The organism is Caulobacter segnis, from assembly GCF_023935105.1.
GTDB lineage: Bacteria > Pseudomonadota > Alphaproteobacteria > Caulobacterales > Caulobacteraceae > Caulobacter > Caulobacter segnis_B.
This window is the reverse complement of sequence record NZ_CP096040.1, coordinates 4,148,304-4,163,600: the sequence shown is the minus strand read 5'-3', so window position 1 is coordinate 4,163,600 and position 15,297 is coordinate 4,148,304. Positions and strand designations below refer to the sequence as shown.

Sequence of the window (15,297 nt, the reverse complement as noted above, 5' to 3'; positions counted from 1 at the left end):
CGGGGCCCAAACCTTATCTGGAGCCTAGCCTTCGTTGGGGGCGCAGGCGGGGGTTCTGCTCTTCAGTGAGATTTGCTCGACATCCGGCGGCCGTTTGGCGGTCAGCCCGTAGATGACGGCGGTCCAGATCGCCATCAGCGCCAGGACCTGGGGCAGGGTGACCTTCTGGCCGTCGGAGCGAGGAGCGGGAAGCGGCATGCGCGCGACTATCCCCCGGTTGCGCCGCTCGGAATAACGACTTATCGGTCGGCCTTCTGTGAGATTTCTTCACATGGCCCGCCGCCACCTGCCGTCGCTCAACGCCCTGCGCGCCTTCGAGGCGTTCGGCCGGCACGGGCGCATGACGCTCGCCGCCGATGAGCTGTGCGTGACCCACGGCGCCGTCAGCCGCCAGATCCGCCAGCTGGAGGAGCATCTGGGCGTGGCCCTGACCGAAGGGCCGCGCTCGCGCCTTCGCATGACCGAGGCCGGCCTGAAGCTGGCCCAGGCCCTGTCGCCGGCCTTCGACCAGATCGAGGCGGCGGTGCCGCGTCCCGTCCAGGCCGGTCCTCGGCCGTTGGTCGTCTCGTGCCTGCCGACCTTCGCCATGAAGTGGCTGATCCCGCGGCTGCCGAACTTCCAGGCCGCCTATCCTGACATCCCAGTGCGAGTGGCCGAGTCCAACGGGCCCTTCGACTTCAAGGACGACGGGATCGACCTGGCCATCCGCATGCGCCGCGCCGGCGAGCCTGACTATTCGGACTCGATCGCCGCGCCGTTCCTGCGCCACTTCCACGGGCCGGTGATGGCGCCGGAACTGGCCGCGGCCGGGCCGGCGACGTTCGATCGCATCTGCGGCCTGCCGCGGCTGCTGACCCGCACCTATGCGCAGAGCTGGTCCGACTGGGTGCAGGACAGCGGCGCCGAAAGCTTGCCGCCGGCGGTCAGCGAGCAGGAGTTCGACCATTATTTCTACATGCTGGAAGCCGCCGCCGCCGGCCTGGGCGTCGCGGTCGGTCCGTGGGCCTTCGTGCAGCGCGACCTAGCCAGCGGGCGGCTGGTGGCGCCCCTGGGCTTTGCCCTTGGACAGACCCTGATCGTGGCCCTGACGCCGCGCGACGGCGCCACGAAAGCGGCTGTCCTTTTCCGCGACTGGCTGCTGCAAGAAGGGGCGTCCACACCTCATCCGCCGGAACCTGCTTGCGACTCTCGCCCCGGACGCTAGTTTCGCGCGAACAAGGCGCTCCCGGGCGCTCAGCTGAGAAAGAGGCCCCCCGTGGACGCCACGACCGTCGCCAAGCTCGAAAAGCACCTGAAGCGCACCTTCGGCAACCCGCACATCGCCGTGAAGCCGCGTCCCAAGCAGAAGGACTCGGCCGAGGTCGAGGTGGCTGGTGAGTTCATCGGCGTGGTCTTCCAGGACGAGGACGAGGACGGCTCGTTCATGTTCGAGATGGCCATCCTCGGCGAAGACCTGGACTAGGCTCCGCTTGATCGTCGCGCGCCTCAGGCCATCGCTGGCCTGGGGACCGCGCGGCGGATCATCAGCGAGGCGACGCCGGCGACCAGACCCGCGGTCCCGGCGATGATGAACGCCTCGACGTACTGGCCTTGCGTGGCGCGGATGACGCCCGCCCCGATGGCCGCCGTGGCCGCGCCCAGCTGGTGGCCGGCCGCGATCCAGCCGAACACGATGGGCCCGTCGCGGTCCCCGAACGCCTCGGTGGCCAGGCGCACCGTCGGCGGCACGGTGGCGATCCAGTCCAGCCCATAGAACACCGCGAACGCCGACAGGCTGATCACCGAGAAGTCCGAGAAGGGCAGGTAGATCAGCGAGAGCCCGCGCAGCACGTAGTAGACGAAGAGCAGCTTGCGGCTGTCATAGCGGTCGGTCAGCCAGCCCGACGCCGTCGTGCCGAACAGGTCGAACAGGCCCATCAGCGCCAGCAGGCCGGCGGCCTTGACCTCGGGCATGCCCCGGTCGCCACAAAAGGCGATCATGTGCACGCCCACCAGGCCGTTGGTGGTCAGGCCGCAGATGAAGAAGCCCAGGAACAGCAGCCAGAAGGTCCGGGTCTTGGCGGCCCGACCCAGGGCCGCGAAGGCGTAGGTCAAGGCGCTGCCGGCGTTGATCGGGGCGGGAGGCTCGTAGTCGTCCGGCGCGCCGAAGGGCCTCAGGCCCACGTCAGAGGGGCGTTCGGGGATCAGCAGCCACATCAGCGGCGCCAGGACCAGGCAGACGGTCGCGATGGTGATGACGACCGGCTTCCAGCCGCCGTGCTCGGCGATGAAGGCCATGGCGGGCAGGAAGATCAGCGAGCCGGTGGCGGTGGAGGCGGTCAGCAGGCCCAGCATCAGGCCGCGCCGGGCGACGAACCAGCGGTTCACCACCGTCGCCCCCAGCACCATGGCCACCGCGCCGCTGCCAAAGCCCGCCAGCACGCCCCAGGTGGCCACGTACTGCCACGAAGCGCTCATGAAGGCCGACAGGCCCGTGGAGGCCGCCATCAGCAGCAAGGCCAGGGTCACGGTCCGACGCAGTCCGAACGAGTTCATCAGCGCCGCGGCGAAGGGTCCGGTCAGGCCGTAGAGGAAGATGCCGACGGCGGCGGCCAGCGAGATCGAGGCCCGATCCCAGCCGAACGCCTTCTCCAGCGGCAGCATCAGCACCCCGGGCGCGGCGCGCAGGGCGGCGGCGGCCAGCAGGGCCAGGAAGATCGCCCCGGCCACCACGAAGGCGTAGTTCTGGCCGAAGGGGCGGCGGCTGGTCTGGCGGCTGGCGGTCGTCATGCGGCCTCGCGATGTAACCGATCGGTACGGTCTTGATTGGCTACATACGTACCGGTAAGTAACATCGTCAAGCGTAAAGTCTGAAAATGTCCGAACGATCGCCGGAAGACATTCTGAAGGGGCCCTACGGCCCGGGTCCGCGCGCCGCCGAGCGCATCTTCGACACGGCGCGGGAGCTGTTCTATCGCGAGGGCATCCGCGCGGTGGGCGTCGACGAGATCGTCACCAAGGCCGGTGTCACCAAGCCCAGCCTCTATCGCAGCTACAAGTCCAAGGACGAGCTCGTGGCCGCCGTGCTGCGCGAGGTCGAGGCGGGCTTCTGGGACCGTTACGAGGCGGCCGAGGCGCTGTATCCGGACGATCCCAAGGCCCAGATGGTCGCCTATTTCCAGGGGCTGGCCGACCGTTCGGATGGCGATGACTATCGCGGCTGCAACCTCTCCAACGCGGTGGTCGAATATCCCGATCGCCAGCACGCCGGCCGCCAGGTCTCTCAGGCGCACAAGCAGCAGCTGCGCGAACGCCTGCACGCCAAGGCCGCCGAGATGGGCGCGAGTGATCCCAAGGCCATGGGCGACGCCATGATGCTGCTGATCGAGGGGATCTTCACCTCCAGCCAGATGTTCGACGGCGACGATAAGCCTGCCAAGGCGGCCGTCGGCGCCGTGAAGGCGTTGATCGCGGCCTATTGCCCCGCTTGAATGGGCGGATGAGCGCCCACATCCTCGACCGTCCCGTCTTCGCCACCCTGGGCGGCCGCCAGGGCCATCTGGCCTTGCGCCACGGCGGCGCCGTGCGGATGGACCCGGCCTACGGCCTTTTCGCCGCGACGGTCGACCAGAATCCCGAGAGCCTGGCCGCCCTGGGCGAACTGGTTAGCGACAAGGGGACGGTGGGCTTGGTCGAGACCTTCACGCCTCCTCCGCCGCCCGGGACCGAGATCCTGTCCAGCGCCCTGTGCCTGCAGATGGTCGCCGAGACCGTCGCCCCCGCCTGGGACGTCGGGTTCGACATGCTGGTCCTGGATGACGCCGACGCGGCCGAGATGCTGGCCCTCGCCAGCCTGACCAAGCCCGGCCCGTTCTTCGCCCGCACTCACCAGCTGGGCGCGTTCATCGGCGTGCGGGTGGACGGCCAACTGGTCGCCATGGCCGGCGAGCGGATGCGGCCCGACGGCTATACCGAGGCCAGCGGCGTCTGCGTCCATCCGGATCACCGGGGCAAGGGCTACGCCGCCCGCCTGCTGCGCGAGGTGACGGCCAAGATCCTGGCGCGGGGCGAGAAGGCCTTCCTGCACAGCTACGCCGACAACGCCACGGCGATCGGACTCTACGAGTCGCTGGGCTATCGCGGGCGGGCCGAGGTGCGATTTACGATTTTGGGGGCGGTGGAGTAGGGAGCGCCCCCTCCGTCGCGATGCGTATCCGCATCGCGCCACCTCCCCCCGTTTCACGGGTGAGGAGGAAGCCGCTCATCCTCCCCCGCCTGCGGGGGAGGTGGATCGCCGCGAATACGCGGCGAGACGGAGGGGGCGCTAATACGCCAACCGGCCCTTCATCTCCCCGAACGGAACCATGATGGCCTCCTGATAGGCTCGGCGCTCGTACAGCCGCGCATACCAAGCCTCGACATTCGGCGTCGCTGGTCGGTCAATCTCGAGTTCGAAATAGCGATAGAGGTGCGCGCCAGCTGGGATGTCGGCCAGGCCAAGCGCGTCGCCGCCCAGGAACGGCCGGTCGGTCAGCACCCTGTCGAGCAATCGAAAGTGACGAGCGCAGGCGGCGAGGGCGATCTCGATGGCTTGATTGTCGCGTCGCTCGGGCGGCGTGCGGTACCAGCTCCAGAAGACGCCGCTGAGGAAATCGCGCTGCAGGCTGGTCTGGGCCCAGTCCATCCAGCCATCGGCCTCGGCGCGATCGGCTGCGGCTTCGGGCCACCAGGCGGGGCCGCCATGTCGCGCGGCCAGATAGCGGAGGATGGCGTGGGATTCCCAGACGACCACGCCGTCGTCGTCGATGACCGGGACCCGTCCGTGCGGGTTCATGGCCAGAAAGTCGGGATCGTCGAGGCCGCCGTGATCGCCGCCGGCGGGAATGTGCTGGTGGGGAAGGCCAAGCTCCCCCACCAGCCACAACACCTTCTGGACGTTGAAGGCGGAGCGGCGACCCCAGACCTTCAACATCGCCTTTTACGCCTCCAGCGCCTTCGCCCCGGCCTTGCGGGCCCAGCGGTAGAGGCCGACCACCACGATGGCGGCGGCGATCAGCGACAGGATCATGCCGACGTGCTCGGGCGGCGCGAAGGGCAGGGCCAAGGGCTCGCCCTTGTTGGTGGTGACGATCAGCAGGGCCAGGGCCACGTTGAACAGGCTCTCGCCGACGATGAAGCCCGAGGCGATCAGCACGCCCAGGCGCTTGGCCGGCTCGGCCGCGCGGTCTTTGGCGACGATCTTCTCGAACAACCAGCCGGCCACGGCGCCGACCACGACCGGGGCCGTGACGGAACTGGGCAGGTAGATGGCCAAGCCCACGCCCAGCGGCGGCAGGCTATAGCGGTCGTTGCTGGTCTTGCGCAGGATGGTGTCGACGGCGACCAGGGCCAGGCCGATCAGGGCGCCGACGCCCAGCAGGGTCCAGTTCAGGTCACCGCCCAGCACGCCCTTGGCCAGGGTCGAGATCAGCGTCGCTTGCGGCGCGGCCAGAGGCTGGTCCGAGATGGCCTGCAGGTTCGGCGCGCCGGCGAAGCCGTTCGAACGGTTCAGCAGTTCCAGCACGAACGGGATGACCACAGCGCCCGAGATGACGCCGATCACCAGGCCGACCTGCTGCTTCCACGGGGTGGCGTCGACCAGCTGGCCGGTCTTCAGGTCCTGCAGGTTGTCGTTGGCGACCACGGCCACGGCCAGGACGCAGGTGGTGGCGTAGAGGGCGAAGGCGACCAGGGCCTTGGTGACGTCGGGGCCGACCACGCCGCGGCCGACCACGCCGACCATCAGCGAGGCGCCCAGCACGGTCAGGATGGCGATGCCGGAGACCGGGCTGTTGGACGAGCCGATCAGGCCGGCCATGTAGCCGCAGACGGCGGCGGCCAGCAGGCCGGCGACGATCAGATAGCCGATGCCGATGGCGACCAGCGGGGCGGTCAGGCTGACGATCGGGCCGCCGGCCAGGAAGTGGGCCAGGAACCAACCGGCCGGGGCCATCAGGATCAGCGAGACGATGCCGACGATGCCGATCGGGATGTCCTGCTCGACGCGGGGTAGTTCGCCGCCGCCGCTCTTGCGGGCCTTGGCGGCTTCCAGCGCCGACTTCAGGCCGGCGATGATAGGGGCGACCAGCTTGGCCAGGGTCCAGATGGCGGCCGCGCCGATGACGCCCGCGCCCAGGAAGCGCACCTGGGTCTTCCAGACGGTCAGGGCGTGGGTGGCCGCGTCGGCGTCCGGCATCGGAGTGGCGAGCGTGAGGATCGGCACCAGAATGGCCCAGGCGATGAACAGGCCGGCGAACATGGCGACGCCGACGGTGATGCCCATCAGATGACCCGCGCCCATCAGGGCCAGCGAGCTTGAGGCGCCCAGGCCCGACGCGCCGGCGCCAGCCTTGAATTTGAAGTAGCCCGCGACCTCGGCGGCGAACAGCTTGGCGGCGGCCAGGGCGCCGAACAGGGCCGAGGCGATCGCGCCCATGCTGACGGCGGCTAGGCCCGCCTTGCCCTCGGCAGCGCCCTCGCGCGAGCCGGTGCCGACCTTCAGCACCTCGGCGGCGGCGACGCCTTCGGGGTAGGGCAGGTTGGAGTTGGTCACCAGGGCCCGGCGCAGGGGGATGGTGTACATCACGCCCAGGATGCCGCCGACGGCGCAGGCGCCGAAGGTGGGCAAGAACGGCACGTTCGACCACCAGCCAATCATCAGCAGGCCCGGCAGGACGAAGATCACCGACGACAGCGTCCCCGCCGCCGAGGCGATCGTCTGGACGATGTTGTTTTCCTGGATGGTCGAGGTCTTGAACGCCCGCAGCAGGGCCATCGAGATGACGGCGGCGGGGATCGAGGTGGCGAAGGTCAGGCCGACCTTGAGGCCCAGATAGACCTGGGCGGCGGTGAAGACGAGGGTGATGGCGACGCCGAGGAGGATGCCCCTGAGGGTCAATTCCGTGCGCGGCGCGGATAGGTCGGCCATGAACGTGTCCAAAAAAGTATTAAGGCGGTCGGACCTTGCACATCCGACCGCCCCAAACTCAAGTCTTCAGTTCAAACCGCTGTTACCAAATTACAGCACGCCCAGCATCTCCGCGACCAGCGGGTGGCGGACGATGTCGCGGTCGGCCAGGCGGACGACGGCGATGTTGGCGACCTCCTCGAACCGGGCGGCGACGTCGGCCAGGCCCGAGATGCCCGGCAGCAGGTCCGACTGGTTCGGGTCGCCGGTGACGACCATGGTCGAGTGCCAGCCCAGGCGGGTCAGCAGCATCTTCAGCTGCATGTAGGTGCAGTTCTGGGCCTCGTCGATCACCACGAAGGCGTTGTTCAGGGTCCGGCCGCGCATGAAGCCGACCGGGGCGATCTCGATGGCGCCTTCGGCCATCAGGGCCCGCATGCGCTTGACCGACAGGCGATCGGTCAGGGCGTCGTAGAGCGGGCGCAGATACGGCGCCAGCTTGTCCTCCATGTCGCCCGGCAGGTAGCCGATCGATTCCCCGGCCTCGACCGCGGGGCGCGACAGCACGATGCGGCTGACGCGACCGGCCTCCAGCGCCTCCACGGCCTTGGAGATGGCGATGTAGGTCTTGCCGGTGCCGGCCGGACCCAGGGCCATGACCAGGTTCTTCTCGTCGATGGCTTCCATCAACTGGGCCTGGCCTGGCGATTTCGGTTTTATCGTCTTGAGGTAGCTCTGATCACGCTCCGGATTGCTTGGCGCTCCATCGTGGCCCAGCGGGTTCCAGCTGTTTCCCCGGTCGCGAACATCGATCGGCAGGCGACGCACCTTGGCGTCATCACCGTAGTGGCCGGTCTCGTACGCGCCTTCGCGCGCCATCCGCTTCAGGGCTCGCTTGGTCATCAAAGCCTCCATTCGGGCATGAAAAAAGGACGAGGCCAAAAGGCGTCGTCCTTGTCGGTGAGCTGGATTGACACAACGAAGTCGCGTGCGCGGGGCGGCTCCGGAGAGCTTCCCCCTTGAGAGCTTGGGGAGGGCGGTGCTGTACGCCTGAACGCCAAGAGCGACACCTCGTCTTCGTCAGCGGGTGGGCCGATGGCGTAAGGTCGCCCCCGACCCGAACGAGAGAAGAATGATTCCCGCTTGGGGAATGTTCCCTCTCGAATCGCCTGACTACAATGGGGCATCATGGTTTCCGGGTGGTTAACCGGAAAATCGCGCCCAAGAAAACGAGGCATACGGATGACTGTCTATTCCCTGGGCGCCGTGGCGCCCACGCTTCCGGCGCAAGGCGAATACTGGATCGCGCCCACGGCAAGCGTGATAGGCAGTGTGATTCTCAAGAAGAACGCGAGTATTTGGTGGGGCGCGGTGGCGCGCGGAGACAACGATCCGATCACGATCGGCGAGAATAGTAATGTGCAGGACGGATCTGTTCTTCACACGGATGCTGGCGTTCCCCTGACCATCGGCGCGAACGTGACCATCGGTCACATGGTGATGCTGCATGGCTGCACAATCGGTGACGGCTCGTTGATCGGCATCGGGGCGGTTGTCCTGAACGGAGCCAAGATCGGGAAGAACTGCCTGATCGGGGCCGGAGCCCTGATCACCGAGGGCAAGGAGATCCCGGACAATTCGATGGTGATGGGCGCGCCGGGCAAGGTGGTGCGCGAGGTTTCCGAGCACCACACGATGATCCTGCAGGGCTCGGCCCTGCACTATGTCGAGAACTGGAAGCGCTACGTCCGCGATCTGAAGGCGATCGCCGAGACCTGACGTCGTCCTGGCCCCTCTCGGGAGCGCCGCCTGCTGCTTGGGGGGATGCGAGGCGGCGCTCCCGCTCCTCGCGCGGGGCACATGCACGAGAAGGACTCGCCGGGAGGAGGCGTCCGGTCCACGGCGAGACGATGCGGCCTCGCCGCATTCCGTTTCGTCCATAGGTAGTATTATCGCGTTTCGAGTTGCATTGGAATGTGCAACTCGCGTTTTCCGGCATGACGTCGCGCGAAGCTTGCGCGGGCCTCGAAGCCGGATCACTGTTCTCCTTAACAACGATAACCTTCGAGGGAGGGCGTCGGGGCCATGGCCAGCGAACGCTATGATTACGTCGTCATCGGCGCGGGATCCGCCGGCTGCGTCTTGGCCGCGCGCCTGACCGAGGACCCCAACATCAAGGTCCTGCTGCTGGAGGCCGGCGGCAAGAACACCTCGGTGCTGGTCAAGATGCCGGCGGGCGTCGGTCAACTGATCAAGGACAAGGGCGACCAGAACTGGGGCTTCTGGACCGAGGCCGAACCCCATCTCGACAATCGCAAACTTTGGTGGCCGCGCGGCAAGGGCCTGGGCGGCTCTTCGGCCATCAACGGCATGATCTACATCCGCGGCCATGCCCGCGACTACGACCAGTGGCGCCAGATGGGCCTGACCGGCTGGTCCTATGCCGAGGTGCTGCCGTACTTCAAGCGCTCGGAACATCACCACGGCGGCGGCGACGCCTATCATGGCGACAAGGGTCCGCTGCATGTTTCGAAGGGCGAAAGCGACAGCCCCTTCTACGGCGCCCTGGTCGAGGCCGGCCGCCAGGCGGGCCACAAGACCACCAAGGACTTCAATGGCTTCCAGCAGGAGGGGTTCGGACCCTATGACCTGACCATCCGCGATGGCCAGCGCTGGAGCGCGGCCATGGCCTATCTGTCCCAAGCGCTCGCGCGTCCGAACCTGACCTGCGTGACCGAGGCGCGCACCACCCGGATCCTGGTCGAGAAGCGCCGCGCGGTGGGGGTCGAATACGCCGTCGGCAAGGGCGGCGAGCGCAAGATCGCCTATGCCGACGCCGAAGTGCTGCTGAGCGCCGGCGCGGTCCAGTCGCCCCATATTCTCCAGCTATCGGGCATCGGCGCGCCGGAGGACCTGAAGGCCCACGGAATCGCGGTCGTCCACGAATCCAAGGGCGTCGGCGCCAATCTGCAGGACCACCTGGACGTCTGTGTCTCTTGGACCAGCAAGAACCTCAAGACCGCCTTCTCGGCCAACAAGGGGCTGAACAAGCTGGGCGTGGGCCTCAATTACATGATCTTCGGCAAGGGGCTGGGTCGGCAGCAGTTCCTGGAGAGTGGGGCGTTCCTGAAGTCGCGGCCCGACCTCGACCGGCCCGACCTGCAGATCCACGGCGTGCTGGCCATCATGCAGGACCACGGCAAGGTCGTGGTCGAGAAGGACGGCTTCACCCTGCACGTCTGTCAGCTGCGCCCGGAGAGCCGGGGCAAGGTCGGACTGCGCTCGGCCGATCCGTTCGCGGATCCGACCATCCTGGGCAACTATCTGGCCACGGACGAGGACCGCCGCGCCATCCGCGAAGGCGTCCGCATCGCCCGCGAGACCGTGGCCCAGGCCGCCTTCGATCCCTATCGCGACGCCGAATACGCGCCGGGGGCGGATGTCCGCACCGACGCTGAGCTGGACGCCTGGATCCGCGCCAACGCCGAGACGATCTACCACCCGGTCGGGACCTGCCGCATGGGCGTGGCGGGGGATCCGCTGGCGGTGGTCGACGACCAGTTGAAGGTGCAGGGCCTGCAGGGCCTGCGCGTCATCGACGCCTCGGTCATGCCCAACCTGATCGGCGGCAACACCAACGCCCCCACGATCATGATCGCCGAGCGGGCCTCCGACCTGATAAGGGGCAAGGCGACGCTGCCGGCCTTGGACGTCCCGGTGTTCGAGGACGATCGCGCGGTGGCGGCCGAATAGAGGAAGCGCATGAAGCATCGCCCCCTCGGCCGTTCCGGCCTCTCGACTGCGCCGCTGGTGTTCGGCGGCAATGTGTTCGGCTGGACGGCGGACGAAACGACCTCGCACCGCCTGCTGGACGCCTTCGTCGACGGCGGCTTCAACGCCATCGATACGGCCGACGTCTATTCGGCCTGGGTTCCGGGCCACGAGGGCGGCGAGTCGGAAAGCGTGATTGGCCGCTGGCTAACGGCGAGCGGCAAGCGCGACAAGGTGCTGATCCTGACCAAGGTCGCCATGTGGCCCAGGCAGCCGGGCCTGTCGGCCGCCAACATCGAGGCGGCGGTCGAGGGCTCGCTGAAGCGGCTGCGGACCGACTACATCGACCTCTATCAGTCGCACCAGGACGATGCCGAGACGCCGATCGACGAGACGCTGGAGGCCTTCGATCGCCTGGTGAAGGCCGGCAAGGCGCGGGCGATCGGGGCGTCGAACTTCTCGCCCGAGCGGCTCAGGGCCAGCCTGGAGACCTCGAAGGCCAAGGGCTCGCGGCGCTACGAGACGATCCAGCCGAAGTTCAATCTGGTCGATCGCGACCAGGTCGAGGGGGCGCTGGCGAACCTGACCGCCGCCGAGGGGCTAGGGATCATTCCCTATTACGGCCTGGGCGCGGGTTTCCTGAGCGGCAAGTACCGCACCGAGGCCGATTTCGAGGGCAAGGCGCGGGCGAGCACCATCCGGCGCGACTATTGGAACGACAAGGGACGGGCCGTGCTGGCGGCGCTGGACGAGGCGGCCGAGACCGTCGGCGCGTCCCAGGCGCAGGTGGCGCTCGCCTGGATCATGGCCCATCCGGCTATCACCGCGCCGCTGGCCAGCGCCACCTCGGTGGCGCAACTGGACGAGCTGATGGGGGCGGCGCGATTGGAATTGCCGGCCGAGGTGTGGAAGCGGCTGGACGAGGCGGGACGCTAGGCGATCCGCCGGCCGTCCAGCGTGGCCAGGCGCAGGCGCGGCTGGTCCTCGTTGCCATCGCCCAGCGGCTTGATCTCGCGAACGCCCAGCTCATAGGCCGGCCGGCCCATCAGGCGGTTGATCATGGCGGTCGGCTGGTAGAGGCCCAGGAAGCGGTCGGTCTCGCCCGAGGCGCCCTGTAGCGGCGCGAACAGCACCTCCATGCCCACCGACGGCACGCCATGAGCGCGGATGTCGGCGGCGACCACCACCGGCGTGCGGCGCTTGCGCGCCACGTCCAGGGCGCTCTTCAGGTCCAGCCTGTGGGCCAGGGCCCATAGAGACAGGGCGTCGTGGCCACGCAGGTCGCGGGCGTGCAGGTCGGTGACGAAGCCGCCGGCCAGGCGGAACGGCATCTTGCCGGCGTCTCGGCCCAGGACGAACACCTGCGGCAGAAGTTCCAGGAAGTCACCTGGATCGACGTCCGCGCGGCGAGGCAGGGCGGCGGCGCCCCGCTTGTCTCGCCAATAGTCTATCAGCCGTTCCGTGCTGGGATGGAACATGGTCGTCCCCTGGCGGGCCATTCGCGGCCGCTTCTTCGACCGCACGAAGCTTGCTGGGAGAAGCGGGCCAGAGGCCGGGCTGTCCCATTCCGACACACGGAAAGGGGGAGCCTGGAAACTTAAAAGGCCCTCCCGTTAGGGAGGGCCTTCTTTTCGGCGTCCTGCTTTTGGCGCTCTACTTGGCGGCTGTAGCCTCTGGTTTCACCAGCAGCAGCCACGACTGATCGTCGCCCAGATAGGTCCTGGCGGCCTTCTGGACGTCGGCGGGGCTCACGCGCTCGAGGCCCGCCAGCACCGAGCGGGTGGCGTCCAACAGGCGCGGATCGGTCTGGGCGCCTGACAGCGCGCCCAGCCAGTATTCGTTGGTGACGCGGGCCTTCTCGATCTGGTCGATGCGCGGCTTCTTGGCCCGCTCCAGTTCGTCGGCGGTGATCGGCTTGTCGCGCAGGTCGGCCGCGATCTTGCGGATCGAGGCGACCACGCCGTCCAGCTTTTCAGGCGGCACTTCCATGCTGACGCCAAGATAGCCCCAGTTCTTGAAGGTGACGCTGGCGGTCGACGAAGCGTTCGGCGAATAGGTCGCGCCTTGCTTCTCGCGCAGTTCGTCGATCAGCCGCAGCTGTACGACCTGTCCCAGGATCGAGACGTCGCGCGAGCGCTGCAGGTTCGAGAACAGGTCGTCCGTGCGCCAGACCATGAACAGAGCCGCCTGATCGGCGCGACCCTTGTGCGTGCGCAGCACCGGTTGGGCGGCCGGGGCGGGGAAGGGCGCCTTCTCGGCCCCGGGCAGGGCGGGGTCGCCCGGACGAGCGGGCAGGGCGCCGAAGGTGTCGGCGACGGCGGCGATGGCCTTGTCGACCGTGGTGTCGCCGACGATGACGACCTCCAGGTCGCCCTTGGCCAGCGGGTTGGCGACGGCGGCCTTCAACTGGTCCAGCGACGCACCGGCGATCTGCTCGCGCGACGGGAAGGTCCAGCGCTGGTCGCCATTGTGCATCAGCCCGCCCAGGTCGCGGCTAAGGACGCCGCCGGTCGTGCTCTGCAGCTGGTCGTGGACCGTGGCATAGGCGGTCTTGATGCGGGTGAAAGCCTCGGGACGCCAGCCGGGTTCGGTGGCGAAAGCGGCCAGCACCTGCAATTCGGTGGACAGGTCCTCGGGGCGCGTGCGGCCGCTGAGGACGAAGGCGTCGTCCTCGACACCCAGGTTGGCGTTCCAGATCTTGCCGGTCAGCACCCGCTCCATGTCCTGGGACGAGATCTGCTTGAGGCCGCCCTCGACGAAGGCCGAGCCCGACCACAGCGGGCTCTGGGCGTCGGACGGCATGTCCAGCAGGCCGTGGCCGGCGCGAACCTTCACCAGCACCTGGTCGTCGCGGAACTTGGTCGGCTTGACCGTCAGCTTCACGCCGTTCTCGAAGCGGATGAAGACGGTGTCCAGATCCGTGACGTCCTTCTGCTCGGCGACCTTGCCGGTCGGGCCGAAGCTGGAATACGGCCAGACGGTCACGCCCGGCGCGGCCGGCGGAGTGACGGGCTGGCTCTTGAGTTCGTCATAGGCCTTGAGGATCGCCGGCTCGCCGCCGTCGATGGCGCTGGGCGCGGCGATGACCATCAGCGGACCCGAGCCGGCGAAGGACGTCTTCAGCACGGCGTTGACCTTGTCGGCGGTCAGGCCTTTCACCAGCTGGTCGAAGAACGCCAGGTTCTGGCTGGGCGAGGTGATCACCTCGGCGTCGCCGAGGGTGCCGACCAGTTGGTTGGCCAGTTGGGGCGTGCGCTGGGTCGCCTCGCCGGCCGCGGCGGCGACCAGGCCGGCGCGCATGCTGGCGATCTCACGGTCCAGTTCGTCCTGGCGCACGCCGTACTGGACGGCGCGGCGCTGCTCGGCGTCCAGGGCGGCCAGGGCCTCGCGCCAGCGGGTGGGCTGGGCGGTCGCGGCGAAGGTGCTGACCCGCACCGCGCCGTACTGGTCGCCCTTGAAGGCGCCGCCGGCGATGAAGGGCGGCTCGGCCGAGCGGCCGATGGCCTGCAGGCGGCGGTTCACCACGGCGAAGGCCAGGTTCTCCAGCATGTCGCGCTCGTCGACGGCCTTGGTCTCCACCAAGCCGTCGGGCTTGCGGGTCCAGGTCATCTGCACCGACCACGGCGCGCCGGCCTCGACGATCAGCTTGGCGGTCGGGCCGCGCTTGGCGACGGGGCCAACGTCCGGGTTCTTGCCGTTCGCGCCCTTGCCGACCCAGTCGCCGAACTTGCCCTTGATCTTGGCTTCCATGGCGTCGACGTCGAAGTCGCCGACGGCCACCAACACTGCTCGCTCGGGACGGTAGTAGGCCTCGTAGAAGTCGCGGATGCGCTGGGCGGGGGCGGTCTTCAGGACGTCGGTCTTGCCGATCGGGATCCGCTTGGGCGGCAGCTGGCCTTCCATCTGGGCCGACAAGGTAGCGATGGCGACGCGATAGCCTGGCGTGTCGCGGGCGCGCTCCTCCGATAGCACCACGCCGCGCTCGCGGTCGACCGCCTCGGGGGCGATGGTCAACTCGCCTGCGGCCTCGCGCAGCAGCATCAGCGAGTCGTTGACCGTGGGATCGTCGGTCTTGGGCAGGTCCAGCTGGTAAGACGTCTCGTCGAAGCTGGTCTGGGCGTTGGTGTCGGCGCCGAAGGCCAGGCCGTGACGTTCCAGGATCTTGATCATCTCGCCTTCGGGCACGTTCTTGGAGCCGTTGAAGGCCATGTGCTCCAGGAAGTGGGCCAGGCCCTGCTGGTCGTCGGTCTCCATCAGGGAGCCGGCGTCGAACCACAGGCGCAACGAGGCTTGGCCGGGCGGGGTGGCGTTCTTGCGGATCGCATAGCGCATGCCGTTGGGCAGCACGCCGAAGCGCCAGGCCGGATCGGGCGCGATGTCCGAGATCTCCTGCGCCCACTGACCCGGCTTCAGGTCGGTGATCTTCGGGCCCGCCAGCGGCGGCGGCTCCGGGATCCTCGGCGCGGACGCTTCCTTGTTTAGCAGGGGCAGGGACGGAGTCTTGGGAAGATGCGAGCAGGCGGCGAGCGAAAGGCCGGCGGCGGCGACGAGCGCCAAGCGCGAAGCGCTGATCATCGAGAATCCAGGGCAGGAGGAATTAA

The 15,297-nt window shown here is 68.2% G+C and carries 14 protein-coding genes and 1 pseudogene; 7 read left to right on the top strand and 8 right to left on the bottom strand.

The genetic code is table 11. From position 1 onward, the window contains the following. Positions 1–24: 24 nt before the first annotated feature. Positions 25–198, bottom strand: coding sequence for a hypothetical protein (locus tag MZV50_RS19460; RefSeq protein ID WP_252630925.1), 174 nt, complete (start codon positions 196–198; stop codon positions 25–27). Positions 199–271: 73 nt separating this feature from the next. On the opposite strand from MZV50_RS19460, the gene MZV50_RS19455 reads away from it, so the two are divergent. Together MZV50_RS19455 and MZV50_RS19450 are read left to right on the top strand one after the other, a co-directional pair. Beyond that, the gene (locus MZV50_RS19455; RefSeq protein ID WP_252630924.1) at positions 272–1,204 is read left to right on the top strand and encodes a LysR substrate-binding domain-containing protein; all 933 of its coding nucleotides are present in this window, start codon (positions 272–274) and stop codon (positions 1,202–1,204) included. A gap of 51 nt (positions 1,205–1,255) precedes the next feature. Beyond that, positions 1,256–1,462, top strand: coding sequence for a DUF3126 family protein (locus tag MZV50_RS19450; protein WP_223391281.1), 207 nt, complete (start codon positions 1,256–1,258; stop codon positions 1,460–1,462). Positions 1,463–1,485: 23 nt separating this feature from the next. Here MZV50_RS19450 and MZV50_RS19445 read toward each other — a convergent pair whose 3' ends face one another. Further along, positions 1,486–2,769, bottom strand: a complete 1,284-nt coding sequence (locus MZV50_RS19445; RefSeq protein WP_252630923.1) for an MFS transporter — start codon at positions 2,767–2,769, stop codon at positions 1,486–1,488. Between the two features lie 86 nt (positions 2,770–2,855). Between MZV50_RS19445 and MZV50_RS19440 the strand changes: the two genes are divergently transcribed. After that, entirely contained in the window at positions 2,856–3,470 is a 615-nt protein-coding gene (locus tag MZV50_RS19440) for a TetR/AcrR family transcriptional regulator (RefSeq protein WP_252630922.1), read from the top strand. Positions 3,471–3,478: 8 nt separating this feature from the next. Beyond that, a complete protein-coding gene (locus MZV50_RS19435) occupies positions 3,479–4,165 on the top strand; it encodes a GNAT family N-acetyltransferase (protein WP_252630921.1) in 687 nt (228 codons plus the stop codon). Here the strand turns inward: MZV50_RS19435 and MZV50_RS19430 are convergent. The 4 genes and pseudogenes from MZV50_RS19430 to MZV50_RS19415 all read right to left on the bottom strand — a co-directional run. Next, a pseudogene (locus MZV50_RS19430) lies at positions 4,114–4,314 on the bottom strand (hypothetical protein); the annotation flags it as partial. The gene MZV50_RS19435 and the pseudogene MZV50_RS19430 sit on opposite strands and share 52 nt — an antisense overlap. Beyond that, positions 4,304–4,951, bottom strand: a complete 648-nt coding sequence (locus tag MZV50_RS19425) for a glutathione S-transferase family protein (protein WP_252630920.1) — start codon at positions 4,949–4,951, stop codon at positions 4,304–4,306. The gene MZV50_RS19425 and the pseudogene MZV50_RS19430, both read right to left, overlap by 11 nt. Before the next feature lie 6 nt (positions 4,952–4,957). Continuing rightward, positions 4,958–6,946 (bottom strand): OPT family oligopeptide transporter, encoded by a 1,989-nt coding sequence (locus MZV50_RS19420; RefSeq protein WP_252630919.1) that lies wholly within the window; start codon positions 6,944–6,946, stop codon positions 4,958–4,960. A 90-nt stretch (positions 6,947–7,036) separates the two neighbouring features. Then, positions 7,037–7,840, bottom strand: coding sequence for a PhoH family protein (locus MZV50_RS19415; protein ID WP_252630918.1), 804 nt, complete (start codon positions 7,838–7,840; stop codon positions 7,037–7,039). A gap of 327 nt (positions 7,841–8,167) precedes the next feature. On the opposite strand from MZV50_RS19415, the gene MZV50_RS19410 reads away from it, so the two are divergent. The 3 genes from MZV50_RS19410 to MZV50_RS19400 all read left to right on the top strand — a co-directional run bounded on the left by MZV50_RS19410 (position 8,168) and on the right by MZV50_RS19400 (position 11,632). Next, the gene (locus tag MZV50_RS19410) at positions 8,168–8,704 is read left to right on the top strand and encodes a gamma carbonic anhydrase family protein (protein WP_252630917.1); all 537 of its coding nucleotides are present in this window, start codon (positions 8,168–8,170) and stop codon (positions 8,702–8,704) included. Positions 8,705–9,010: 306 nt separating this feature from the next. Next, the gene (locus MZV50_RS19405) at positions 9,011–10,678 is read left to right on the top strand and encodes a choline dehydrogenase (protein ID WP_252630916.1); all 1,668 of its coding nucleotides are present in this window, start codon (positions 9,011–9,013) and stop codon (positions 10,676–10,678) included. Between the two features lie 9 nt (positions 10,679–10,687). Then, complete coding sequence (locus MZV50_RS19400; RefSeq protein WP_252630915.1) at positions 10,688–11,632, top strand: aldo/keto reductase; 945 nt, start codon at positions 10,688–10,690, stop codon at positions 11,630–11,632. Here the strand turns inward: MZV50_RS19400 and MZV50_RS19395 are convergent. Both MZV50_RS19395 and MZV50_RS19390 read right to left on the bottom strand, forming a co-directional pair. Continuing rightward, positions 11,629–12,174 (bottom strand): PAS domain-containing protein, encoded by a 546-nt coding sequence (locus MZV50_RS19395; protein ID WP_252635279.1) that lies wholly within the window; start codon positions 12,172–12,174, stop codon positions 11,629–11,631. The two genes, MZV50_RS19400 and MZV50_RS19395, sit on opposite strands and share 4 nt — an antisense overlap. A 175-nt stretch (positions 12,175–12,349) precedes the next feature. Continuing rightward, a complete protein-coding gene (locus MZV50_RS19390; RefSeq protein WP_252630914.1) occupies positions 12,350–15,271 on the bottom strand; it encodes a M16 family metallopeptidase in 2,922 nt (973 codons plus the stop codon). Positions 15,272–15,297: the final 26 nt, after the last annotated feature.